Origin of the sequence: Oryzomonas rubra (assembly GCF_008369015.1) — a bacterium.
In the GTDB taxonomy this organism is placed as follows: domain Bacteria; phylum Desulfobacterota; class Desulfuromonadia; order Geobacterales; family Pseudopelobacteraceae; genus Oryzomonas; species Oryzomonas japonica.
Genome location: NZ_SRSD01000004.1, coordinates 96,271 through 119,946, shown reverse-complemented (window position 1 = coordinate 119,946; position 23,676 = coordinate 96,271). Strand labels below are relative to the sequence as shown.

The window sequence follows — 23,676 nt, the reverse complement described above, 5'->3', positions numbered from 1 at the left end:
CCCTGAATTTGACAAAATGGCGACATGTTACAAACTTGACAATGTTGCTGGATAGTTCCCGCTCCGTAACATGTCCGTAACATGTTCTTGATACGATCCGAACAGATACAAACGAGTAAAAAGATAGGAACCAGACATGCAGAACAGCGCACAAGGCATCAAGGGGGACGCCATATTCCGGGGATTCACCCTGCTCCTCGCCTGCAGCATTATCGTCATCCTTCTGCTCATGACCGCCGAGATGGTGAAGGAGAGCCTGCCGGCCATCAGCCGTTTCGGCTGGCGGTTCATCAGCGGCAGCACCTGGGACGCCGTCCAGGAGGAGTTCGCCTCGCTCCCCTACCTGTACGGCTCCATCGTTTCCTCGATTCTGGCGATCCTGCTGGCCACCCCGCTGAGTATCGGCACCGCCCTGTTCATCACCGAACTGGCGCCCCGCAAGGTCGGCGCTGCCACCGCCGCCCTGGTCGAGCTCCTGGCCGCCATCCCCAGCGTCATCTACGGCCTGTGGGGCATCCTGGTCATGACCCCCTGGCTTCAGAGCACCATCCAGCCGTTCTTGATCGAGCATTTCGGCTTTCTCCCCTTTTTTAGGGGTGCGCCCTACGGGGTCAGCATGCTGGCCGCCGTCTTTATCCTGATGATCATGATCGTGCCGATCATCACCTCCATCACCAAGGAGGTCCTGATGGCGGTGCCGTCGAGCCAGAAGGAGGCGGCCATCGCCCTGGGGGCGACCCGCTGGGAGATGATCCGCATGGCCGTGCTCCCCTACGGCCGCTCCGGGATTCTTGGCGCGGTGATCCTCGGCCTCGGCCGGGCCATCGGCGAGACCATGGCGGTCACCATGGTGATCGGCAACACCCCCCAAATCTCCCTGTCGCTCCTGTCGCCGGCCTACACCATGCCCAGCGTCATTGCCAACGAGTTCGCCGAAACCACCACCAAGATGCATGCCTCGGCGCTGATGGAGATCGGCCTGATCCTCTTGTTCGTGACCCTGGTGATCAACTTCCTGGCCCGGATGCTGCTCTGGAGCGTCACCCGCAAGTGGAAAGGAGGCGTGGCATGATCCTGCGTTCCATTACCCTGCGCCGGACGGCCAACCTGTCCGCCACCCTGTTGATGGGGGGGGCGACGCTCCTGGTACTGCTGCCGCTCATCATCATCTTCTATCACATCGTCAAGATGGGGATCAGCTCCATCTCCCTGGACTTCTTCACCCAGATACCCAAGCCGACCGGCGAGGCGGGGGGCGGCATGGCCAACGGCATCGCCGGCTCCGCCATCATGATCGGCATGGCCTCGCTGGTGGGGCTCCCCATCGGTATCTTCGGCGCGGTCTACCTGACGGAGTACGGCACCGGCAAGCTTGCCACCGCCATCCGGTTCTGCGCCGACGTCCTGTCCGGCATCCCCTCCATCATCACCGGCATGGTGGCCTACAGCATGCTGGTGGTGCCGCTCAAGGGCTTTTCGGCCCTGGCCGGTTCCTTTGCCCTGTCGCTCATCATGATCCCCATCGTGCTGCGCACCACCGAGGAACAGCTCAAAATGGTGCCGGCCACCCTGCGGGAGGCGTCCCTGGCCCTGGGGGTACCGCTCTGGCGCACCAGCATCAAGGTTACCCTGCGCAGCGCCCTGACCGGCGTCATCACCGGCGTCCTGCTGGCCATCGCCCGGGTGGCCGGGGAAACGGCCCCCCTGCTCTTTACGGCGCTCGGCAACCAGTTCTGGAGCAAGAAACTTACGGAACCCATGGCCGCCCTGCCGCTGCAGATTTTCAATTTCGCCATCTCGCCGTACGAGGATTGGCACCGTCTGGCTTGGGCCGGAGCCCTGGTGCTGGTGGTGCTGATGTTCGGCCTGAGCCTGGCCGCCCGCTGGCTCGGCAGAAGCAAACATTCCTGAAAGGGCATTTCATGAACAGCAAATTAGCCATACGAGACCTCAATATCCACTTCGGAGATAACCATGCCGTCAAAAATGTCGCCATGGAGGTCGCCGAGAACAGCGTGACCGCCATCATCGGCCCGTCCGGCTGCGGCAAATCCACGGTGTTGCGCAGCATCAACCGGATGCACGACCTGACCCCCTCCGCCCGGGTGACCGGCACCATCATGCTGGACGACACCGACATCTACGGCCGCGGCGTGGACCCGGTCACGATCCGCCGCCGGGTCGGCATGGTCTTCCAGAAGCCCAACCCCTTTCCGGCCATGTCCATCTACGACAACGTGATCGCCGGCTACAAGCTGAACGGCGTGTTGAAGAAGGGGGATGCGGACGAGATCGTGGAGTCGAGCCTGAAGCGGGTGGCCCTGTGGGACGAGGTCAAGGACCGCCTCCGTACGGGGGCCGTGGAACTGTCCGGCGGCCAGCAGCAACGCCTCTGCATCGCCCGGACCATCGCCGTCAAGCCGGAGGTGATCCTGATGGACGAACCGGCCTCGGCCCTGGACCCGATCTCGACCCTCAAGATCGAGGAGTTGATCGAGGACTTGAAATCAAAGTATACTATCGTCATCGTTACCCACAACATGCAGCAGGCGGCGCGGGTGTCGGACGTGACGGCCTTCTTCTACATCGGCGAACTGGTGGAGATCGGCGAGACCCGCAAGGTCTTCACCAACCCCGAGAAGAAGCAGACCGAGGATTATATCACGGGGAGATTCGGCTAGAGGAACCGGCCGGCGGGCTCTATCCCGGCCCCCATGAACAAAAAAACACACCAACCGGTTGCCGGGATGGAAAGGATGACGATATATGGAACGTGAACACTTCAGTGCAACATTCGACACAGAGCTGGACGAGCTGCGCAGCATGCTCCTGGCCATGGGCGGCAAGGTAGAGATGATGATCTCCGGGTCGGTCAAGGCGCTCGTGGAGCGGGATACCCCCCTGGCCGACAGTATCATCGCCATGGACCACGAGGTGAATAACCTGGAGGTGAACATCGACGAGCGCTGCCTGGAACTCCTGGCGTTGCGCCAGCCGGCCGCCCGCGACTTGCGGTTCATCACCCTGGCCCTCAAGATCGTTACCGACCTGGAGCGCATCGGCGACCAGTGCACCAACATCGCCAAGCGGGCCAAGGAGTTGAACGCGGAGCCGCAGCTCAAACCGTATATCGACATCCCCCGCATGGCCCACTGGACCGAGGTGATGGTCAAGGAGTCCCTGGACTCCTTCGTGCACGGCGACGACGATCTGGCCATCAAGGTCTGCAACGACGACAACTTCGTGGACGAGATCAACGAGCAGATCCACCGGGAGTTGCTGACCTTCATGATCGAGGACTCCAGTACCATCTCCCGTTCCATGAAGCTCAACTACGTGGCCAAGTCCCTGGAGCGCATTGCCGACCACGCCACCAACATCGCCGAGATGGTGATCTTCATGGTCAAGGGGAAGGATATCCGGCATACTATTGCCTGAGAGGGATGGACCCTGCGGCATTTTTGAAAAAGGCACCCACAAGCCCGGATATCCTCCGGGCTTTTTTTGTTTCAAAATGACGCAATGGTGAGTTGCGGGGTGGGTTTATGGGGCCTTTTATCGCGTGATATCAAGGGAATAGGGGATTGGGTGTTTTACGGTTATTTTTTTAACACTCTGTTTTACGTTGAAATTTGGGTTTGTGGGAATGTAGAAGTGCGATGGGTGTGTTATGGTGCTCGTCTTGTTTGAAACAGACGAGGCCCAAATTGACGCCAAGACAATTAGGTATACTGTCCCCGGAATTCTTGTTCTTGGAGGCGTTCAATTATAATTTCTTTTTCAGATTATGTGGATTTGGTTTGAAAATATCGAGGGGATATGTATTTTAATAACGTTCTAAACATCATCTTCCTTGCTTTTTATGCCGTCGCTTTCGGCTCTGGAACATGTGCCGATTCGCCCGCCGACTTATTGAATTTCAGTCCGAAGCAACTATTAAACACATCCAAAGCCGCCTCATGGATTTTTTGCTGGAATTCCTGAGGACAGAATACATGCCCACGCCATTTGTATTTTTGATACAACTCGGTCCAATAGTGGATGGGGAACAGATCACTGACCTTGCGCAGTGTGCCAGCAGACGTTCTCACAAACGTCCTATCCGCCTCCCCGAAGGAAGGGTCTGATGGCAAGTCAACCCATACATCCCGCAATTCAACTTCGCCCCTAAGGCCCGCGGCATTTATAATCTCTTGAGCGATTTCTCGCTTCGCCTTGTAAATCTCAGGTCCCCTCTGGTTGAGTTTACGCAGTTGTATGAAACCTTCATGGCAATCCTTGTCTACCGAGTCATTGCTTATGGTGAGCGCTCTGACCAGAAAACGCCGATATCTGATATCATGTAGCTTTCTGTGCAGTCGATCATCATGATCTCGGTGTAACGCCTCCGCAAAAAAAACCTCATCAGTGAGCCACAGATAATCCGTCGCCTTGTTCAGGTCCAACGCACGCCCAGAGACCATGAAATGACAGGCCTTAGGGTTCTCCTTGGCCTCCTCTATGATGGACTGGAACATCTTTTCCGCAGCACGGACTTTTGGGTGTTGATATACTATGGCGAAAAGATTGATCTTGCTGAAAAGGATTTGCTCTAACGGGGCCACGCTTGCCTGATGAAGGGTGAGTACCTTCTCGTCCGCTTCCGTCTTATCTACACGACATGATGCCCATAATCTGTCTAGGTCCAGGCCGACAGGGACCCCACTATAATGGGCATCTCGAAAGATGTAGTCCAATTTATCCGCATCAAAAGGCCCATTGATCACCTGTGTTTCATAATGTCGTTTTCCATTTTCGGTATCGGGCTTGCCTGTTATCCAATCAGCAGCCTTCTGAATGTCAAATTCGATCTCATATTGTTTTTCTATCTCGGCGATATATTGCCTGACCGGTTCAGACTGCAGAATCAGCGCGCTGAACGCCTCATGCGGATGGCATTTGGAGAATTTCTCAGTTTCGCGGAAGGCGACCATATCGGGGCACGCCTCATAAAGCTCCTCGCTGATGTGACTGAAACATGAGTGCCCGCAATCATGGAAGAGAGCGGCCAGACGGAGACTTCTCACAGTGGTTGGCTCATAACGGGGTTTATCGAGAGGGTACTGTTTGTTCACAGCGTCAATGAGGCGCTGCGCCTGCTGAACTACGCCGAGAGTATGTTCGAACCTTGTGTGGCTGCACCCTGGAAAGACATAGGAGACGAGGGAGGTTTGGTGTATCTGTCGCAGTCTCTGGAAAAGTGGGAGATCCAGTAAAGCGACCTCCCATGGTTCAAGCTTGATGGTCCCCCAAAGGGGATCGTGAATTATCTTGGCATCCTTGGGGAATTTTTTGTGATAACGCTTGTTGCCGGCAAACTCCTGCGCGAAATCATGAAGCCCGCTGTAAAACGCTTCAAGCGGAGTAGGTAACGAGTCCGCCATCATCGTCCGCAAATCGCTAGGGTTTCGATTTCGCGGGCGAGCGCCTCAACATCCTCATCTTTTATCCCCGCATCACTCAGAATTTTTTTTGAAAACTTGTCGTAACTGCTCACCAGGGGATTTTCAAAGAGATAATATCTCGGGGTGAGATTCTGCCGCGAGATGAGGCCGGCGGCATCCAAGTTGGACAAGGCTTGGTCAAGCTGGACACTTTCGGGAAACTGTTCGCGCTCCCTGAATGTGAAAACCGACATTGTGCGAGGAAACTTCTTTTTTATGTCGAAGAAAGCCCTGTGCAGGGACTCTCGATCCGCACTGAGTTTAACTTTGTCGTGTTGCTTGAGGTGACAAAATATCCCTACGACAACATCCTCTGCTGTCATGGGCATAAGCATGGCTCGCCTCCTTGCCGTTGCATCGTAATGTGAGAGGAAAAATCGCGATTTACGCCTCTTTCCCTTATCATGATACACCCATTCGCATCAATCGCATCCGTAAATATTGTTTATGTCACCCCTCTATACATGATAGGGCAACATTTTGAACCAGTGATGCTTCTACACAATACGAATTCAAATTTCAACTATAAATATCAATATGTTAAAAATTTCAACACTATTCGGAAAGTGTTAAAAAAAATAACATTCCATGAGCATTTTGCCTAACTATACAATATCATATACATAAATAGCACTCGGAACATGCTAGAAAGTCTTGAATTGTATCTTTTTGATGCAATTAAAGTTGTCACTAATCCGGGAACAGTCTCCTTAATTTCAAATTTCCCGCCATTATCGCTTGGGAATTCCAGGGACAGGATACTTAATTGGCATCTCCCTTTGCCTGTCATCCTCTGCATAAGCAAACACAGAGATAGGTCTACAAACCACAAAAAATGCACATCCCGCCGCGATGCGCCCTCCTCTTATCCCTTGATCGGCCACCCCTGCTCAAACCCCTCCGGGAAAAAATTCTCCTTAGTCCTGTTGTAATACCCAAACTGCAACTTGGGAAACTCCTGCTTCAACCGCTCCAGCAGCCGATACATGCCGATCCCTTTGCCCTCTACCCCCATCTCTTTATTATAAAAATCCGGGTCGATGGACAGGTTGCGCATTTGGATCATGTCGATGCCGGTCTCGCCCACGAAGCGCAGCAGTGCCTCCACCTCCTCCGGGGCGTCGCTGACGCCGGGGGAGACCAGATAGTTGATCATGGTGAAACGCCCCGCCTGCTTGGCGATGGCCACGGAGCGGAGCACGTCCCCGAAGCTGTACCCCTTGGGGCGGTAGTAGCGGTTGTACAGATCCTCCCGCACCGAGTTCATGGAGAAGCGGAAGGAGTCCATCCCCGCGTCGCACAAAAGCTGCACCCGCTCCGGTATCGACCCGTTGGAGTTGAAGTTGATCGTGCCGCGGCTGGTGGCCTTTTTCAGGCGTTGCGTCGCCTCGGCGATGGTGTCGGCCTGGAGGATCGGGTCCCCCTCGCACCCCTGGCCGTAGGAGACGATGGCCTGCTCGGCCTGTTCCAGGTGGGGGAGGGCGATCTGGCAGATCTCTTCCGGGGTCGGCACGAAGCCGATGCGCTCGTGGTTGGACGGGCAGCATTCGGACGGTTGCAGGCTGATGCACCCCAGGCAGGCCGAGTTGCACACCGGCGAGGTGGGCAACGGCGCTTCCCAGCGGCGGTAGAAGAGGTTTTTCGCGGCAAAGCAGTGGTAGTCCACGGCGCAGCGGGACAACTGTTCCAACAGGCGGTTGCCCGGCATCTCCGCCAGCCGTTGGCGCACCAGCGGGTCGAGGGTGCGGTCGTCGTAGTTGACCGGGTTCCAGTTGCTGTTGCTGTCCACCTTGGACGCGGCCACCACGAAGCAGTCCCGCTCCTCGTCCCACCCCACGGCGGTGTAGGACCAGAGCGGCAGTTGGACCGCCTTGCGGGAATAGTCGCAGGCCGGCAGCAGGGTGCGCACGTAGCCGGGGGCCATGAAGGCGGAGACCGCCTGGATGCGCCGCGTCCGCTTCCCCTCCCTGACGCTGTCCAGGGTGACGAAGCTCTTCTTGCGCTCGTCCCAGGCGATGGGCGGCATGGCGGGCATGGTGAACATCCGGCTGTCCTCGGGCAGCGGGATCAACTCCACATCCTCGGGCAGCACCGGTACGTTTCCGTTCATCCCGGCCATGCACAGTTCGGGGTGATCGTAGATATTCCCTTTTTCATCGGCGTACAGCATTTTGGGCAGTTTTTTTGGCACGTTGGTTTCCTGGTGGTTCGTTTCTCTGTAGCGTGGGATTCCCCCACGGTTCGCTGCGCAGGCCGGGAAGAATGCGGGAGGCTGACGCAGGCTGCGCGGATGGTTCATAACGGCATAGTGTCCGTTGCCATACTGTGGTAAAATTATCCGAAAAACACACTGAAAGCAATCTTATTGCCGTGGAAAGCCTTCTTGCATGCACTCCATGATCGTTTTTACCGTCGCATTCCTGGCCTCCCTGCTCAGTTCCATGAGCGGCGCCGGCGCTGCCATGCTGACCACCCCGGTCTGGCTCTCCCTCGGTTTCCCCCTGCCGGTGGCCATCGCCTCCAACCAGATGAACGGCGCGGCCTGGACCCTGATCGCCGCCCGCAACTATCTCCGGGGCAGGGTATTGGACTGGCCGCTCATCAGGCTCATGGTCTGCTTCGGGCTTGGGGGCGCGTATGTCGGCACCCTCGTGATGCGCAACGTGGATGAGCAGATCCTGAAGCGGGCTATCGGGCTCATCATCATCGCCTTGGTGGCGGCGGTCGGGCTCAACCCCAGCCTGGGGCGCTCGGAAGCGGAACCGCGCCTCTCCCGCCGGACGACCGGCGCACTGGCCTTTCCCCTGGGGGTCTACGAATCGTTCTTCGGTTCGGGCAACGGCCTGTTCACCTCGTTTTTGCTGTCGAAGGCCCGGGGCTTTCCCCTGCTCACGGCCCTGGGCTATTACTACGTAATCGCCTTCTTCTGGAACTGCTTCGCCGTGGCCGTCTACGCTGGCGCCGGTTTTGCCGACCGCAGGCTGATGGTCCCCTCCACGGCCGGCGCCATGCTGGGGGCGTATTTCGGTTCGCGGGTGGGGCGCCGCACGGGATACCGGCTGGTGAGGACCCTTTTCCTGGCCCTGGGCGGGGTGTTGGGGCTGAAACTGGCCCTGGGGTGGTAGCCCGGCGCGGCACGGATATTTTTCCTTTCACCGTGGCGGATTACATGCAAATATACGGCGTTGGCCTCGTCCGAAGTCGTGGAGGTGCATCATCAGAATTTCCCCCTTTCTCATAACAGCCGCGCTCCTTTTCCTCGTATCGACCCTGGCTGCGGGTACGCTTTACGCCGCCGGCGAGGCGAAGACGCCTATTGTGGTCGGCGGCGACCGGAGCTATCCCCCGTACGAATTCATCGACAAGGACGGCAACTCGACCGGTTACAACGTGGAGTTGACCAGGGCCATCGCCCGGGTGATGGGCTTTACCGTCGAAATCCGCCTCGGCGCCTGGTCGGATATGCGCCGGGCGTTGCAGGACGGCAGGGTCGACGTGCTGGAAGGGATTTCCTATTCCGACGAGCGGGCCTTGACGGCGGATTTCACCCCTCCCCACATCGTCGTCCATCATTCGATCTTCGCCCGCAAGGGGGGATCGCCGGTCGCGACGCTTGCCGACCTGCGCGACAAGGAAGTTGTGGTCCTGAAGGACGGGATCATGCAGGAATACCTCACGTCGCAGAACGTCGGCGCACGGATCATCCGGGCGGAAACCCACGCCGATGTGCTGCGCCTTCTGGCGTCCGGCAAGCACGATTACGCGGTGATGGCCAAACTGCCGGGGCAATACCTGATCCGGGAACTCGGCCTTACCAACCTCCAGGCCGTGGGGGCGCCGGTGGCGGCCGAGAACTACTGCTTTGCCGTGCGCAAAGGGGATGCGGCCCTCCAGGCGCGTTTCAGCGAAGGGCTGGCCATCCTCAAGAACACCGGCGAATACCAGCGGATCTACAACAAGTGGCTCGGCGTCATGGAGCCTCCCGGCATCAGTTGGCAGCAGGCGCTCAAGTACGGGGCGATCGTTGTCGCCCCCCTGGTCCTGCTGGTGGGGGGCATATTGCTCTGGTCGCGCACCCTGCAGCGGGAGGTCGCCCTGCGGACGGCGGAGCTGGCCAGCGAAGTGACGGAACGCCGCCATGCCGAGGAGGAGTTGCGCAACCGGCAGCAGCAACTGGTCCAGGCCGACAAGATGGCGGCCCTGGGGGTCCTGGTATCCGGCGTGGCCCATGAGATCAATAACCCCAACGGCCTTATCCTGCTCAACCTGCCGGTGATGATGGAGGCGTTTCGGGATGCGGAGCCGATCCTGGAGGAGTATTACCGGACCCACGGCGATTTCGATTTCGCGGGATTGCGCTACTCCCGGATGCGGGAGGCGCTGCCCCGCCTGATGAACCAGACCCTTGAGGGCTCCCGCCGGGTCAAGATGATCGTCGAGGATCTCAAGGATTTCGCCCGCCAGCAGGAACCGGGGCTGACGACGGATGTGGACCTGAACGAGACGGTGCGGACCGTGCTGCGCCTCATGGCCAACCTGGTGGAAAAGAGTACCGAGCATTTCACCGTTACCTATGGCGAGGCTATCCCGTTGGTGCGGGGCAGCGCCCAACGGATTGAGCAGGTCGTGGTGAATCTGCTGGTGAACGCCTGTCAGGCCCTGCCGGGACCCGACCGGGCCATTTCCCTTGCGACCTTTGTGGATCCCGAAGAAAAGGTCGTGGTGCTTGAGGTGCGCGACGAGGGGACCGGCATCAGCCCGGAGCACCTGCCCCACCTGACGGACCCGTTTTTCACCACCAAGCGGGAGAACGGCGGCACCGGCCTCGGTCTGTCGGTCTCTTCGGGCATCGTCAAAGAGCACAACGGCACGCTCACCTTCACCTCGCAGCCGGGGCGGGGAACGACCGTGCGCATGACCCTTCCTATCCCCGAAAAGGAGCGACGGACATGAACGATACCCTGTACCCTTCCTTCGGCATCCTGCTGGTGGACGACGAGCCGGACTGGCTTTACTCCATGAGTATCAGCCTGGAGCGGGCCGGCATCACCAATATCCTGACCTGCAACGATAGCCGGCAAGCCTTGGGGATGCTCGCCGAAAACCGCGTGGGGGTCCTGCTCCTTGACCTGACCATGCCCTATCTCTCCGGGGAAGAGTTGCTCTGCCGGGTCACGGAAGAGCATCCCGAGGTGACGGTCATCATCATCAGCGGCCTGAACCAGTTGGAGACGGCGGTCAACTGCATGCGGTCCGGGGCCTTCGACTTCTACGTAAAGACCGCGGAGGAGTTGCGGATCGTCAGCGGGGTGCGGCGAGCCATCCATGAACAGGAACTCCGCCAGGAAAACCGGGAGATGCGCCGCCGGTTCCTGAACGACCGGCTGGAACATCCCGAGGCGTTCAGGGACATTGTCACCGCCGACAAGGGGATGCGGTCCATCTTCCAGTATATCGAGGCGATCGCGTCCAGTTCGCAGCCCATCCTCGTCACGGGGGAAAGCGGCGTCGGCAAGGAGTTGGTCGTGCGCGCCCTGCACCGCCTGAGCCGCCGCAAGGGGGAACTGGTGGCGGTCAACGTGGCCGGGTTGGACGACAACATGGTATCGGATACCCTTTTCGGCCATGTAAAAGGAGCGTTCACCGGCGCCGCCGAGGCGCGGCCGGGCGTGATCGAGCGGGCCGGGGAGGGGACCCTGTTCCTTGACGAGATCGGCGATCTGAGCACGGCGTCCCAGGTGAAGTTGCTCCGCCTGCTTCAGGAGGGTGAGTACTACCCGGTCGGCAGCGACCGGCCGCGCCGGATGCGGGCCAGGGTCGTGGTGGCCACCCACCAGGACCTGGCCGGCCGCCAGAAAACCGGCGAGTTTCGCAAAGACCTCTACTTCCGCTTGCGGGCGCACCATGTCCATATCCCCCCGCTGCGCCTGCGCAAGGACGATATCCCGCTCCTCTTGGACCATTTCCTGGAGGAAGCGGCACACGAGTTCGGCAGGAAAAAGCCGACCGTGCCCAAGGAGATGGCGCTGCTCCTGGCCAATTACGACTTCCCCGGCAATGTGCGGGAACTCAAGGCCATGGTCTACGATGCCGTCAGCTCCCACCAGGGCGGCGTGCTCTCCCTGGCGGCCTTCACGCGGGCAATCGGCGAACGACCCGATACCACCCCGGCCGGGCAGGAAGGCGACCCGGCTGCCAACCCGTTCTTCTGCGCCGAGCGGTTGCCCGGCTTCAACGAGGTCATCGACCTGCTGGTAGCCGAGGCGATCCGGCGGGCCCAAGGGAATCAATCCATCGCCGCACGCCTGCTGGGGGTCTCCCAGCCGACCCTCAGCAAGCGCCTCAAGCATCTGCGCACCTGATTTCAAAGGGGTATGCCGTGCGGAATACTATTCCGCACGGCATACCTGATTATAACTCTTCGTAATTAATATGTTTTATAACTAATCCCGCCTACGGCTTTCCCTCCGGCATACCCCTTTCATCCGTATCCAAGGCCATCTTCTTTTAAAATAGTGTGTTAATACGGCATGTTGTGATCGTGGGCCGTTTTGGCATCATCGATGCTCTCTACCTTGTTGATCAATTTCAGCCAACCACACAAAATGCAGAGGAGAGCAGACCATGGCCACGACCCATCGTACCGAACACGATTTTCTGGGAGAGAGAGAAATCAGCAACGACTGTTATTACGGCGTCCAGACCCTGCGGGCTCTGGAAAATTTCCCCATTACCGGCATCCCCATCTCTTCCGTACCGGAACTGATCTGGTCCCTGGCCCAGGTAAAGAAGGCCGCGGCCTTGGCCAACATGGAACTGGGCGTGCTCCCGAACGGGATAGCCGCGGCTATTGTGGCTGCCTGCGACGAGATCATCGCCGGCAAACTTCACGACCAGTTTCCGGTGGACGTCATCCAGGGAGGGGCCGGCACCTCCACCAATATGAATGCCAACGAGGTGATCGCCAATCGGGCCATCGAAATCCTCGGCCACAAAAAGGGTGAGTACAAGTACTGCCACCCCAATAACCATGTGAACTGCTCCCAGTCCACCAACGACGCCTATCCCTCCGCCTTCCGCATCGCCCTGCACCAAAAACTGTCCGGCCTGATCGATTGCATGCAGTATCTGCAGAAATCCATTGCCGCCAAAGGGGCGGAGTTTTCCGATGTCCTCAAGATGGGGCGGACTCAACTCCAGGACGCCGTCCCCATGAGCCTCGGCCAGGAGTTCTCCGCCTATGCCACCACCATCGGCGAGGACATCGAGCGGGTCCGCGAAGCCCGCAATTTGGTCCTGGAGATCAACATGGGGGCGACCGCCATCGGAACCGGGATCAACAGCCCCCCCGAATACACGCGGATCGTCACCGAGCATCTGCGTATCCTGACCGGAATCCCGGTTGTCACCTCCGCCAACCTGATCGAGGCCACCTGGGACACGGGCGCCTATGTCCAGATCTCCGCGGTCCTGAAACGGGTGGCGGTGAAGATCTGCAAGATCTGCAACGACCTGCGCCTGCTCTCCTCCGGTCCCCGCTGCGGCCTCAACGAGATCAATCTGCCGCCGCTCCAGCCCGGCTCATCCATCATGCCGGGCAAGGTCAACCCGGTCATGCCCGAGGTGGTAAACCAGATCGCCTACTCCGTGATCGGCGCCGACCTGACCGTGACCCTGGCGGCCGAGAACGGACAGCTGGAACTGAACGTGATGGAACCGGTCATCGGCTACAGCCTCTTCAACTCCATCTCCATGCTCTGCAACGGCTTCAAGGTCCTGGCCGACAAATGCATCGACGGCATCACCGCCAACAAGGAGCATTGCCGCGCCATGGTGCTCAACAGCATCGGCATCGTAACCGCTCTCAACCCGATCATCGGTTACGAGAATTCGGCGGCCGTTGCCCGTGAGGCGCTGGCCAGCGGCAGGTCGGTGTACGACCTGGTCCTGGAAAAGAAGCTGATGGACAAAGCGCTTCTCGACGAGGTGCTGTCCACCGAGAACCTGATGCACCCCCGATTCATCGCCGGCGGCAAGGCGTAATCCGCGCCCGCAGACTCAGAACGAACGACATTCAGGAAGAGAAGGGAGAACAATCATGTTTTGGCTTGAATTCGCAGTGGTAATGGCTGCCATCTTCATCGGCGCCCGGCTGGGCGGCATCGGTCTCGGGGCCATGGGGGGGATCGGGTTGGCGGTTTTGACCTTTGTCTTTCACCTGCAACCCACCGCACCACCCATCGACGTCATGCTGATGATCGCCGCGGTGGTCACCGCTGCCGGGGTTCTCCAGGCCGCGGGCGGGCTCGATTACCTGGTCGGGCTGGCGGAAAAGATCCTGCGCAGCAACCCGGACCGCATCACCTTCCTGGCGCCGGTGGTCACCTACTTTTTCACCCTGTTTGCCGGGACAGGACACGTGGCCTATTCGGTGCTGCCGGTCATTGCCGAGGTATCCCGGGAAACCGGCGTCCGCCCCGAACGCCCCATGTCCATCGCGGTCATCGCGTCGCAACAGGCCATCACCGCCAGTCCGATCGCAGCGGCCACCGTGGCCCTGCTCGGTCTCTTGGGCGGCTCCGCGGCCAAGTTCGGCTTCAACGTGGAACTGATCGACATCCTCAAAGTCTGCATCCCCTCCACCCTGGCCGGTGTCCTGATCGCCGCCTTCGTCTCCAACAAGCTGGGCAAGGACTTGGACAAGGACCCCGAGTATCAGCAGCGTTTGAAAGACGGGCTGGTTGCCGCCCCCCATGGGGCGGGCGGCAGCGAGGAACGCACCTCCCTGGAGAACACCCCGGCGACGGCGAAGGTTGCCGTGGCCCTCTTTCTGCTGGGCGCGATCCTCGTGGTCCTCTTCGGCTCGTTCCCCCAGATGCGCCCTGAATGGAGTGTCGGCAACGATATCAGGATCAGCCAGATCCTCGTGAAAAGCGAAAACGAGGCCAAGGACGCCCTGGTCCAGTTGAAGTCGGGCGGCACCTTCTCGGCGGTAGCCCGCCAATGCTCCATCGACGCCACCGCCGCCAACGGCGGCGACCTGGGGTGGCAGTCCAAGGGCAAGCTGCTCCCGGAGATCGAGAAGGCCTGTGCCAAACTGAAAAAAACGGGAGACCTCACCGAGGTGATCAAAACCCCCTTCGGCTACCACATCGTCAAATTCGACGACAAGCGCCCCTCCACAAACAAGGAAAAGATGGGCATGCCCCATGTCATCGAGATCGTCATGTTGACCATTGCGGCCCTGATGCTTCTGATCTGCCGGGTCAAGGTGGCCAAGGTGGCCGAGGGGAGCGTCTTCATCGCCGGTGTCCAGGCGGTCATCGCCATCTTCGGCATCGCCTGGATGGGGGACACTTTCTTTCAGGGGAACATGGATTTACTGAGCGGCTCCATCAAGAGCCTGGTTACCCAGGCTCCCTGGCTGTTCGCCTTCGCCCTGTTCGCGCTGTCGGTCTTGCTCTACAGCCAGGCCGCCACGGTGCGGGCGCTCATGCCGCTGGGCATCAGCTTAGGCATCCCGGCTCCCTTCCTGATCGCCATGTTCCCGGCGGTCAACGGCTACTTCTTCATCCCCAACTATCCGACGGTCGTTGCGGCCATCAACTTTGACCGCACCGGCACGACCGGTATCGGAAAGTATGTCCTGAATCACAGCTTCATGATCCCGGGCCTGGTGGCGACCTTCAGTTCCATCGGCATCGGTTTCCTGCTGGTAAAATTTCTGTTCTGATGCGCTGACACCAACAACCTGCCCGGAGCGCGCTTGCACGGCGCGCTCCGGCTGTAACAACGGGGATGACACACCATGAAGGCACCGAGAGCACATACCACGGTGAAACCGGATGAAAGGCGCGGCAACCGCTGCTGGCTCATGAAACAGATGAACCCGTATTTTTTTGTCGCCATGAATGACGAACCGGAGGCGCTTGCCCTCCTGGAGCGGGAGATGGGGACCCTGCGCCACAATCGCCGGCTCGTTCTGGCCGACCGGGAAAAGGCGCTGATCCAGGCTCTGCCCAATGTTCCTGGTTCACTCTACGACACCCTTCGTCGTATCCCGGAGCGCGAGATATCCTATGCCCTGATCGCCCACTCGGAGGAGCCGCTGCCCGGCACGGAGAGGACCCTTGAGATCCAGAGGTTCGAGTTCGACCGGAAGAGTAACCAGGAGATTCAGGCCGGCAAGGATGTGGTTGTGCCGCCCGCCATCAGGGGTCGGATTGCCACGGCCATCAGGAAGAACCATCCCGACTTTGCCCTGGGGGACCTGGACCGGCTGCTCCGCATCATCTGGCTGAACAACGAGAGCTATGTGCGGGGCGCCAGGCCGGATCGGGCTGCCCGGGTCCTGAACCTCTTCCAGAAGGCGAATCGGGCGGGGGGGCTCTATCTGGACGTGGAGGAGATGGGAGGGGGCAGAGAGTCGCAGGTCCACTTCGCGGTGGCCAATCCGCCGCAAAAGGACTTCCTGCTACAGGTGATGGAGGTCTTCAACCGCCTGGACCTCGGGGTCAACCACGCCTACTGCCTGACCGTCTCCAACGGCATTCACCCCTATTTCCTCGGCACCTTCTATGTCCGCCGCCGGGACGGGAACGTCCTGAACAGGGGGAGTGAACTGTTCAGCCGCCTGCAGAACGAACTCTACAACACCCAGGTGCTGGCGACCACCTCCCCGGCCTATCAGGATTTCGTGACCACCGGGGTCATGAGCGGCGAAGAAGGGTCGCTGGTCAACGCCTTTATCGCCTTCTGCCACACCAATCTGGCCCACAACCAGCCCGACCGCTTCGGTCTGGACGATGTGCGCAGCGCCTTTCTCTCCCACCCGGAAATAGCCATGCAACTGGCGAAACTCTTCTGTGTCCGTTTTGATCCGGCCATCGCAGACCGTGCCGATGTCTTCGAGCAAACCCTTGCCGAGACCGGGAGGATCGTGGCGGAGTACAACACCGGTCACCGCTTCCTGGACGAGATCCGCCGCACCATATTTCGCTGCGCCCTGCTGTTCATCCAGCACACCCTCAAAACCAACTACTTTGTCCTGGACAAGCAGGCCCTGGCGTTCCGCCTCGACCCCTCCTACCTGGCTCTTCTCGGCCATGAGTTCACCGGCGATCTGCCCCAGGCCACGCCGTTCCGGGTTACCTTCTTCTTCAGCCGCTTCGGCTTCGGCTACCATATCGGTTTTTCCGACATCGCCCGCGGCGGCTGGCGTACGGTCATCGCCCGTACCCCGGACGACTTCATCACCAACGGGAACACCATCTTCCGGGAAAATTTCGTCCTGGCACATACTCAGCACCTGAAAAACAAGGACATCTATGAAGGGGGCTCCAAGATGGTCGTGCTCCTGGATGTTGCGGACCTGACCCCCCAGGAGCGGGAGCTGGAAACCTGGCGGCTGTACAAGCTCCAGTACGGGATCACCAACGCCTTTCTGGATATCTTTGTCACCAGGGACGGGGTCGCGGAGCACCAGAGGGTGGTGGATTACTACCGTGAGGATGAGGCGATCGAGATTGGTCCGGACGAGAACATGCACGACAGCATGATCGAGTCCATCGCCAAACTCTCCGCCGCGCGGGGTTACCTCCTGGGTATCGGCATCATGTCCAGCAAGCGGGTGGGGATCAACCACAAGGAGTTCGGCGTCACCTCCACCGGCGTGGTGCGATTTGCCGAACTGACCATGCAGGAGTTGGGCATCGACGTGCACCGGGAGCCGTTCAGCGTCAAATTCACCGGCGGTCCCAACGGCGATGTGGCCGGAAATGCCATGCGGATCATGCTGGATCGTTGCCCCGTGATGCAGATCAGACTGATCCTGGACGGCACCGCAGCCCTGTTCGACCTGCTGGGCGCCGATCACCAGGAACTCAGCCGCATCCTGCTCAAGGAGGACCTGGATGCCTTTGACCCCCGGAAACTTCATCCGGGGGGCTTCATGCTGTTCCGGAGTGGCAGCCGCACCGAGGGGTTGCGGGCGCTCTACCGCAAGATGACCATGACCGACGCGGGACTCAGGGAGGAGTGGATCTCGGTAGACGAGTTCTCCCGCGAGTTCGGCGGCCTGGTCTTCGATACCCCGACCGACCTGTTCATTCCGGGCGGCGGCCGGCCCGAAACCATCGACATCAACAACTGGGAGCGTTTCTTCCTGGCAGACGGCACCCCCTCGGCGCGGGCTATCGTGGAAGGGGCCAACTCCTTCATTACCCCCGATGCCCGCCTGCAGTTGCAGAAGCGAGGCGTCATCATCATGCGGGACGCCTCGGCCAACAAGTGCGGCGTCATCTCGTCATCCTACGAGATCATCGCCAACCTGCTCTTCTCGGAAAGCGAGTTCCTGCAGCAGAAGCTGCGTTATGTGGGCGATGTCCTGGCCATCCTGGAACAGCGGGCCGGGGATGAGGCGCACCTCATCCTCCGTCGCCGGCGCGAGGAGCCGACCCTGCTCTGCACCGAGATATCCGACGCCATTAGCAGTGAGATCAACGGCCACTACGCCCGCCTGTTCAGGTTCTTTCAGGCGCGCCCCGAACTCTGCCTCCAGCCGCTGTTCCGCCGGGTGATCCTGTCCCATCTCCCCCGAATGATCCGCGACGAGCCTCGCTATCGGCGCCGCATCGCCAAGCTGCCCCAGAAGTACCGCTCGGCCATCCTTGCGGCGGAACTCGGCTCCTCAATGGTCTACCGCGGCGACCGGGAAAGCGACTTCGAGGATATACTCAAGCTACATATCGCCCGGAACTTTCCAGCGATGTGAGAGACCGCTCTCGGGAGGCGGCCTAGCACGGGGCCGAACAGGATCCGGAAAGGGATTCTGCCGGCCCCGTTGTCGGGGAAACGTTTGACAAGCCGGTGGCGTTGCCGCTATTTTGGTGTTCAAACGAAGAACCGGCTCGGAAGGGCATTCGCCGCACCCATGCCGGAGGAGTCTAACGAAAACGGCATGTGGACGGCCCCATGAAACGACGCTTCAACCTGCTGCTCGAATTTTCCGTGCCGATGCTCGCCGGCGTGGTGGTGGCGCTTGCCTGGGCCAACCTCGCCCCGACCGGGTATCATGCCTTCCTGCACCAGCCGCTCGCGGGGGGGCTCACCTTCCACTTCATCACCAACGAACTGTTCATGGTGCTTTTTTTCGGCATCGCCGCGGTGGAAATCACCCAGAGCTGCCTGCCGGGGGGCGCCCTCAACCCTCCCTCCCGGGCGGTCAACCCGCTCCTGGGCACCCTGGGGGGCGTGCTGGGGCCGGTGGCGGTCTACCTGGGGCTGAACGCCCTGGTGGGCGGACCGGAACTGCGCAACGGGTGGGGCATCCCCACGGCCACGGATATCGCCCTGGCCTGGCTGGTAGCCCGGGCCGTCTTCGGCGCTACCCACCCGGCCGTATCCTATCTGCTCCTTCTGGCCGTGGCCGACGATGCGGTGGGGCTGGCCATCATCGCTATCTTCTACCCCGATCCCAGCCACCCGGTGGCGCCGCTATGGCTGCTGCTGACCGCCCTGGGGATGCTTGTCGCCTACGGCCTGCGCCGTCTGAAGGTCAAAAGCTACTGGCCCGCCGTCATCTGCGGCGGCGTCCTGAGCTGGAGCGGCCTGCACCACGCCCATCTCCATCCCGCCCTGGCCCTGGTCTTCATCGTTCCCTTCCTCCCCCATAGCCGCCGCGAGACCAAGTTGCTCTTCGAGGAGGACCCGGGCGACCGCTCGCCCCTGTCCCGGTTCGAACACGAATGGAAGGCGGTGGTGGACGTGGGGATGTTCCTGTTCGGGATGGCCAATGCCGGGGTCGGGTTTTCCAGCCTGGGGACCGCCACCTGGCTGGTCCTGGCGGCCCTGCTCTGTGGCAAGAGCCTGGGCATCTTCGGTTTCGGCTGGCTGGCGACCCGGTTCGGCTTCGGCCTGCCCCGGGGGATGCACCGCAGCGACCTCCTGGTGGCCGGCATCATCGCCGGCACCGGCTTCACCGTGGCCCTGTTCGTGGCGGGTGAGGCCTTCGCCGACCCCTCACTCCAGGGGGCGGCCAAGATGGGGGCCATGTTGAGCATTACCGCGGCCGGAATCGGCATGGTTGCCGCGCGGCTGTTGCGCGTCAAGAAGCATTACTAGAGAAACAGCAGTTCACCACAAAGACACAAAGGACACAAAGCTACACAGAGGATGATTTCAGTTAGTTATATGACAATTTTGTAATTGGCTGGACTCGGCTTCAGGGTGAATACCTTTTCGCCGTTAGGACGGTGAATCCTTTGTGCCCTTTGTGTCTTTGTGGTGAATAACTGCGTCTTCAGGATTAATGAAACAAGGGGGTATCATGTTGGGATTATTGTTCGGAAAGATCAGGGTGGTTTATCCGGCCCTATCGGTTCTGCTGCTGTCGGCCGTACCGGTGTGGGCAACGGAGCCCGCTCCTCCCCTGGATGCCTTGAAACAGGAGGTGAGTGCCCGCTTCTCCGGCCGCAAGCCGCTCCAGTGGGGCGAGACGGTCAGCGGCGTGCGCACCCGTCTGGATACGCGGGACAAGGTGGTGGCCCTGACCCTGGACGCCTGCGGCAGCGGGAAAGGCAACGGGGTCGATGCCACGCTGATGAATTTTTTGGCGCAGGAGCGGATACCTGCCACCCTTTTCATCAACGCCCGCTGGATCGACGCCAACCCCGAACTGTTCAAACGCCTGGCCGCCAACCCGCTGTTCGAGATAGCAAACCACGGCATGTGGCACAAACCGGCCTCGGTGATCGGCCGGTCGGTGTACGGTATCAAGGGCACGAAGGATGCAAAAGAGCTGGTGGAGGAGATCGAACGGAACGCCCGGAAGATCGAGGCGATCACCGGAAAGCGGCCCCGGCTCTACCGCTCCGGTACGGCCTATTACGACGAGGTGGCGGTGGAGGTCGCAGGCGCCCTAGGGCATGAGGTGGCCGGTTTCAGCATCCTTGGGGATGCCGGGGCGACCTACAGCGCCCCCAAGGTTACGGCGGCGCTGGTGAAGGCCGTCCCCGGGGACATCATCATCTGCCATATGAACCACCCGGAAAGCGGCACCGGGGCGGGGATCATGGCTGCTGTCCCGGAGTTGCTGCGCCGCGGTTTCCACTTCGTCCGCATGTCCGACTATCCACTTAAATAAAGGTTACGTACATGTTCCACCTCATCCAGAACGACCCGGAGGTCCCGCCGGGCAACATCACTGAACACTTTCAGGCTATGGGTATCACGGCCAAGGTCTGTCACGCCTACCGCAACGAACCGTTACCCGCGCCGGAGGATACCCGGGGGGTGATCGTCCTGGGGGGCGCCATGTGCGCCAACGACGACCAGCGCCATCCTTTTCTTATCCAGGTAAAGGGCTTCATCCGGGAGGTGGTGGCCCGCCGCATCCCTTATCTGGGGATCTGCCTGGGGGGGCAACTGCTGGCGGCGGCCATGGGGGGGAAGGTCATCTCCAACCGCTGGGAGGAGTTGGGGACGCTGGAGGTGGAACTTACGGCGGCGGGGCAGGAGGACCGGCTCTTTACGGGGCTTGATCCCCGGCTCGGCACCTTCCAGTGGCATCACGACAGTTTCGATCTTCCCACCGGGGCGGTCCTGTTGGCCGCTTCCCCGGCCTGCCCGCACCAGGCTTTCCGTATCGGGCCGTGCGCCTGGGGCACCCAGTTCCATCCCGAGGTGACCGAAGAGATCATCCGCGCCTGGTGCGCCTGGGACCCGGCCACCCGGGGGCGCGCCGATGAACTGGTGGCTGCCTGGCGGGCCGAGACAAGCTATGGTGCAACTGCAAGGTGCCTGCTGGAAAATTTCGTGGGGGCGGCCTGAATCTGCCTTTCATGGGACCTATAGGACGTATAAGACTTATACGTCCTATGGGTCCCATAAGTCCCATTGATCCCTACGGCCGCCACAAATACATGAAACTACTGCTCCCAATGGCATCAAAGCCGCTCAGCGCCTCTGCCAGCCCTTCCTTCTCGGCCGCGCCGGCATAGATACTCCCCTTGTAGCTGCCGGGGCGGTAATAGCTCACCACCCGCGCCTTCCCGTCACCCACGGTCGTGCGAATCTGGGCGATGACGTCATCCAGGTAGCCGATCCGGTCGATCAGTTTCGCTGCCAGCGCCTGGCTCGCGGTATAGATCCGCCCGTCAGCCAGCTTGCGCAGTTCATCCCGCGTCAGGCTGTTCTTGGGCCGCTCCATGATCACATCCAGAAAGCGCCCGTAGAGCTGGTCGATGATCTCCTGCCCCAGCTTCACCTCTTCCGGCGTGGCCTTGCGGAAGGGTGACATGATATCCTTCTTGTCCCCGGACTTGACGGTCTGCTCCTCCACCCCGATCTTGCCCATAAGCCCCTCCACGTTGAACTTCATGAGAATCACGCCGATGCTGCCGGTGATGGCCGTGGGGTGCGCCGTGATCTCGTCGGCCGCCGTGGCCACGTAATAGCCGCCTGAGGCGCCGGTGGCCACGATGCATGCCAGCACCGGGACGTTCCGGCGCTTCTTGAACACCGTGATGTCATGGCGGATGATATCGCTGGCGGTCACGGTGCCGCCGGGCGAGTTGATGCGCAGGATGACCCCGGCGATCGCCTTGTCCTGTTCCGCCTTGTGCAGCGACTCGCGGACCAGGGACACCAGGGAGGGGGTGGCGCGTCCCAGCAAGCCGCCCGGCTTCTCCTGCTCCGAGATGGTGCCGCTGATATCCAGCAGCAGGATTTTTTTGGTCCCATCCCCCTCAAGGACCTGTTCGGCCAGGGGACTGGGGGGCGGGATCAGCGGCACATTGACAAAGGCGCAGCCGGGGAGCAGCGCCAGCAGCAGGAAAAACGGCAGTACGGCACAACGCATACAAGACCTCCCGATGGGACAGCATGATTGCCCTATGATAGCAGCGATTGGTTTCGATTCAAGAGATGATTTCGTGCCGGCGTTCAGGACCTTTGGCAGTGTTCATTCATATTTCCTTAATTGTAACACGTAAAGGCAATTACAGGATGGCCGCTCTGTGCTATGGTACTCTAGTACGTGCAGCACCATCAAATAAACGTGGCGGACTCCTCTCATCGTCTTCGCCGGGAACGGAATGTGACGTGAGTAAAACCCTGCAGGAACTGGCCGAGTATCTCGGCGGCCAGGTTAAGGGCGATCCCGCTGCCGTCATCACGGGGCTTGGGACGCTGGACAACGCGGTGGAGGGGCAGATCACCTTCCTGGCCAACCCCCGCTATGGCGCCAAGGTCGGGACGACCCGCGCCGCGGCGATCGTCATGCCTCCCACGGCAGAGACGTTCGGCCGCAATGCCATCGTGGTGGACAACCCCTATCTGGCATTCGCCAAGCTGCTGACGCTCTTCACCTCCCGGCCGCGCAGCGCCAAGGGGGTCATGGCGGGGGCCTTTGTGGGCCGGGACGTGGTTATCGGCAAAGATGCCTCCATCTACCCCGGCGCCTGCATCGCCGACGGGGTGCGGATCGGCGACCGGGTGACCATCCACGGGAATGTATCGCTCTACGAGGGGGTGGTGCTGGGGGATGACGTGACCCTGCATTCCGGCGTATCCGTGCGCGAGGGGTGCCGTCTCGGGAGCCGCGTTACCATCCACAACGGCACCGTCATCGGCGGCGACGGTTTCGGGTATGCCCCCAACGGGAAGGGGTGGTTCAAGATCCCGCAGATCGGCAACGTGGTCATCGAGGACGACGTGGAGATCGGCGCCAATGCGACCGTTGACCGGGCCGCCCTGGAGACCACCCGTATCGGGCGCGGCACCAAGATCGATAACCTGGTGCAGGTGGCGCACAACTGCGATATCGGCGAGGATTGCATCATCGTCGCCCAGGCGGGCATAGCCGGGAGCTCCCGGTTGGGCAGGCACGTCACCCTCGGCGGTCAGGTGGCGATCGTCGATCATACCGTGATCGGCGACAACGCCATGATCTCCGGTCAGTCGGGCGTATTCGGCAACGTGGCGGCAGGGGCCGTATTGAGCGGCACCCCGGCAATGCCTCACCAGGCGCGACTCAAGTCCGCCGCCATCTTCCCCTATCTGCCGGAGATGCGCAAGACCCTCGCCAGGCTGGGAAGCCGCATGGCGAGGGTAGAAGAACGGCTGGAACCTGCCATTGCCATAGATTAGGCCCACGCCGGTATTCTGAAAGAAAAAACAGGCAGTCGATGTGCAA

Annotated in this window: 18 protein-coding genes; 14 read left to right on the top strand and 4 right to left on the bottom strand. The window is 60.5% G+C overall.

Features of this window, described 5'->3' with window-relative positions; translation table 11 throughout:
* Positions 1 to 136 precede the first annotated feature (136 nt).
* The 4 genes from pstC to phoU all read left to right on the top strand — a co-directional run bounded on the left by pstC (position 137) and on the right by phoU (position 3,438).
* The gene (gene pstC / locus ET418_RS07760; RefSeq protein WP_149307033.1) at positions 137 to 1,072 is read left to right on the top strand and encodes a phosphate ABC transporter permease subunit PstC; all 936 of its coding nucleotides are present in this window, start codon (positions 137 to 139) and stop codon (positions 1,070 to 1,072) included.
* Positions 1,069 to 1,911, top strand: a complete 843-nt coding sequence (gene pstA, locus ET418_RS07755) for a phosphate ABC transporter permease PstA (RefSeq protein WP_420819515.1) — start codon at positions 1,069 to 1,071, stop codon at positions 1,909 to 1,911. Before pstC ends, pstA begins: the two co-directional genes overlap by 4 nt.
* An 11-nt stretch (positions 1,912 to 1,922) precedes the next feature.
* Positions 1,923 to 2,681, top strand: a complete 759-nt coding sequence (pstB, locus tag ET418_RS07750) for a phosphate ABC transporter ATP-binding protein PstB (RefSeq protein WP_149307032.1) — start codon at positions 1,923 to 1,925, stop codon at positions 2,679 to 2,681.
* Positions 2,682 to 2,766: 85 nt separating this feature from the next.
* Positions 2,767 to 3,438, top strand: a complete 672-nt coding sequence (gene phoU, locus ET418_RS07745; RefSeq protein WP_149307031.1) for a phosphate signaling complex protein PhoU — start codon at positions 2,767 to 2,769, stop codon at positions 3,436 to 3,438.
* Between the two features lie 422 nt (positions 3,439 to 3,860).
* Here the strand turns inward: phoU and ET418_RS07740 are convergent, their stop codons facing one another.
* The 3 genes from ET418_RS07740 to ET418_RS07730 form a co-directional block, all read right to left on the bottom strand.
* Complete coding sequence (locus tag ET418_RS07740; protein ID WP_149307030.1) at positions 3,861 to 5,426, bottom strand: HD domain-containing protein; 1,566 nt, start codon at positions 5,424 to 5,426, stop codon at positions 3,861 to 3,863.
* The gene (locus ET418_RS07735) at positions 5,423 to 5,818 is read right to left on the bottom strand and encodes a hypothetical protein (RefSeq protein WP_149307029.1); all 396 of its coding nucleotides are present in this window, start codon (positions 5,816 to 5,818) and stop codon (positions 5,423 to 5,425) included. Before ET418_RS07735 ends, ET418_RS07740 begins: the two co-directional genes overlap by 4 nt.
* 530 nt (positions 5,819 to 6,348) lie before the next feature.
* On the bottom strand, positions 6,349 to 7,653 hold the full coding sequence (locus ET418_RS07730) for a radical SAM family protein (RefSeq protein ID WP_149307251.1): 1,305 nt from the start codon (positions 7,651 to 7,653) through the stop codon (positions 6,349 to 6,351).
* A 217-nt stretch (positions 7,654 to 7,870) separates the two neighbouring features.
* On the opposite strand from ET418_RS07730, the gene ET418_RS07725 reads away from it, so the two are divergent.
* The 9 genes from ET418_RS07725 (at position 7,871) to ET418_RS07685 (ending at position 21,311) form a co-directional block, all read left to right on the top strand.
* Positions 7,871 to 8,608: a sulfite exporter TauE/SafE family protein gene (locus ET418_RS07725; protein WP_149307028.1), complete on the top strand. Its 738-nt coding sequence runs from the start codon at positions 7,871 to 7,873 to the stop codon at positions 8,606 to 8,608.
* Between the two features lie 193 nt (positions 8,609 to 8,801).
* Entirely contained in the window at positions 8,802 to 10,436 is a 1,635-nt protein-coding gene (locus ET418_RS07720; RefSeq protein WP_246152981.1) for a transporter substrate-binding domain-containing protein, read from the top strand.
* Complete coding sequence (locus tag ET418_RS07715; RefSeq protein WP_149307026.1) at positions 10,433 to 11,845, top strand: sigma-54-dependent transcriptional regulator; 1,413 nt, start codon at positions 10,433 to 10,435, stop codon at positions 11,843 to 11,845. The genes ET418_RS07720 and ET418_RS07715 overlap by 4 nt, the downstream gene beginning before the upstream one ends.
* A gap of 262 nt (positions 11,846 to 12,107) precedes the next feature.
* Positions 12,108 to 13,526: an aspartate ammonia-lyase gene (gene aspA, locus ET418_RS07710; protein WP_149307025.1), complete on the top strand. Its 1,419-nt coding sequence runs from the start codon at positions 12,108 to 12,110 to the stop codon at positions 13,524 to 13,526.
* Between the two features lie 55 nt (positions 13,527 to 13,581).
* Complete coding sequence (locus ET418_RS07705) at positions 13,582 to 15,216, top strand: anaerobic C4-dicarboxylate transporter (protein ID WP_149307024.1); 1,635 nt, start codon at positions 13,582 to 13,584, stop codon at positions 15,214 to 15,216.
* 75 nt (positions 15,217 to 15,291) lie between these two features.
* Positions 15,292 to 18,255, top strand: coding sequence for an NAD-glutamate dehydrogenase domain-containing protein (locus tag ET418_RS07700; protein WP_149307023.1), 2,964 nt, complete (start codon positions 15,292 to 15,294; stop codon positions 18,253 to 18,255).
* A gap of 200 nt (positions 18,256 to 18,455) precedes the next feature.
* Positions 18,456 to 19,604, top strand: coding sequence for a Na+/H+ antiporter NhaA (locus tag ET418_RS07695; RefSeq protein WP_149307022.1), 1,149 nt, complete (start codon positions 18,456 to 18,458; stop codon positions 19,602 to 19,604).
* A 205-nt stretch (positions 19,605 to 19,809) separates the two neighbouring features.
* Positions 19,810 to 20,625, top strand: a complete 816-nt coding sequence (locus ET418_RS07690) for a polysaccharide deacetylase family protein (RefSeq protein WP_149307021.1) — start codon at positions 19,810 to 19,812, stop codon at positions 20,623 to 20,625.
* A gap of 11 nt (positions 20,626 to 20,636) precedes the next feature.
* Positions 20,637 to 21,311: a type 1 glutamine amidotransferase gene (locus ET418_RS07685; protein WP_149307020.1), complete on the top strand. Its 675-nt coding sequence runs from the start codon at positions 20,637 to 20,639 to the stop codon at positions 21,309 to 21,311.
* Positions 21,312 to 21,384: 73 nt separating this feature from the next.
* Here ET418_RS07685 and sppA read toward each other — a convergent pair whose 3' ends face one another.
* The gene (gene sppA / locus ET418_RS07680; protein ID WP_149307019.1) at positions 21,385 to 22,341 is read right to left on the bottom strand and encodes a signal peptide peptidase SppA; all 957 of its coding nucleotides are present in this window, start codon (positions 22,339 to 22,341) and stop codon (positions 21,385 to 21,387) included.
* A gap of 242 nt (positions 22,342 to 22,583) precedes the next feature.
* Here sppA and lpxD point away from each other — a divergent pair, with 242 nt between their 5' ends.
* Complete coding sequence (gene lpxD / locus ET418_RS07675) at positions 22,584 to 23,630, top strand: UDP-3-O-(3-hydroxymyristoyl)glucosamine N-acyltransferase (protein WP_149307018.1); 1,047 nt, start codon at positions 22,584 to 22,586, stop codon at positions 23,628 to 23,630.
* The last annotated feature ends 46 nt before the right edge of the window (positions 23,631 to 23,676 follow it).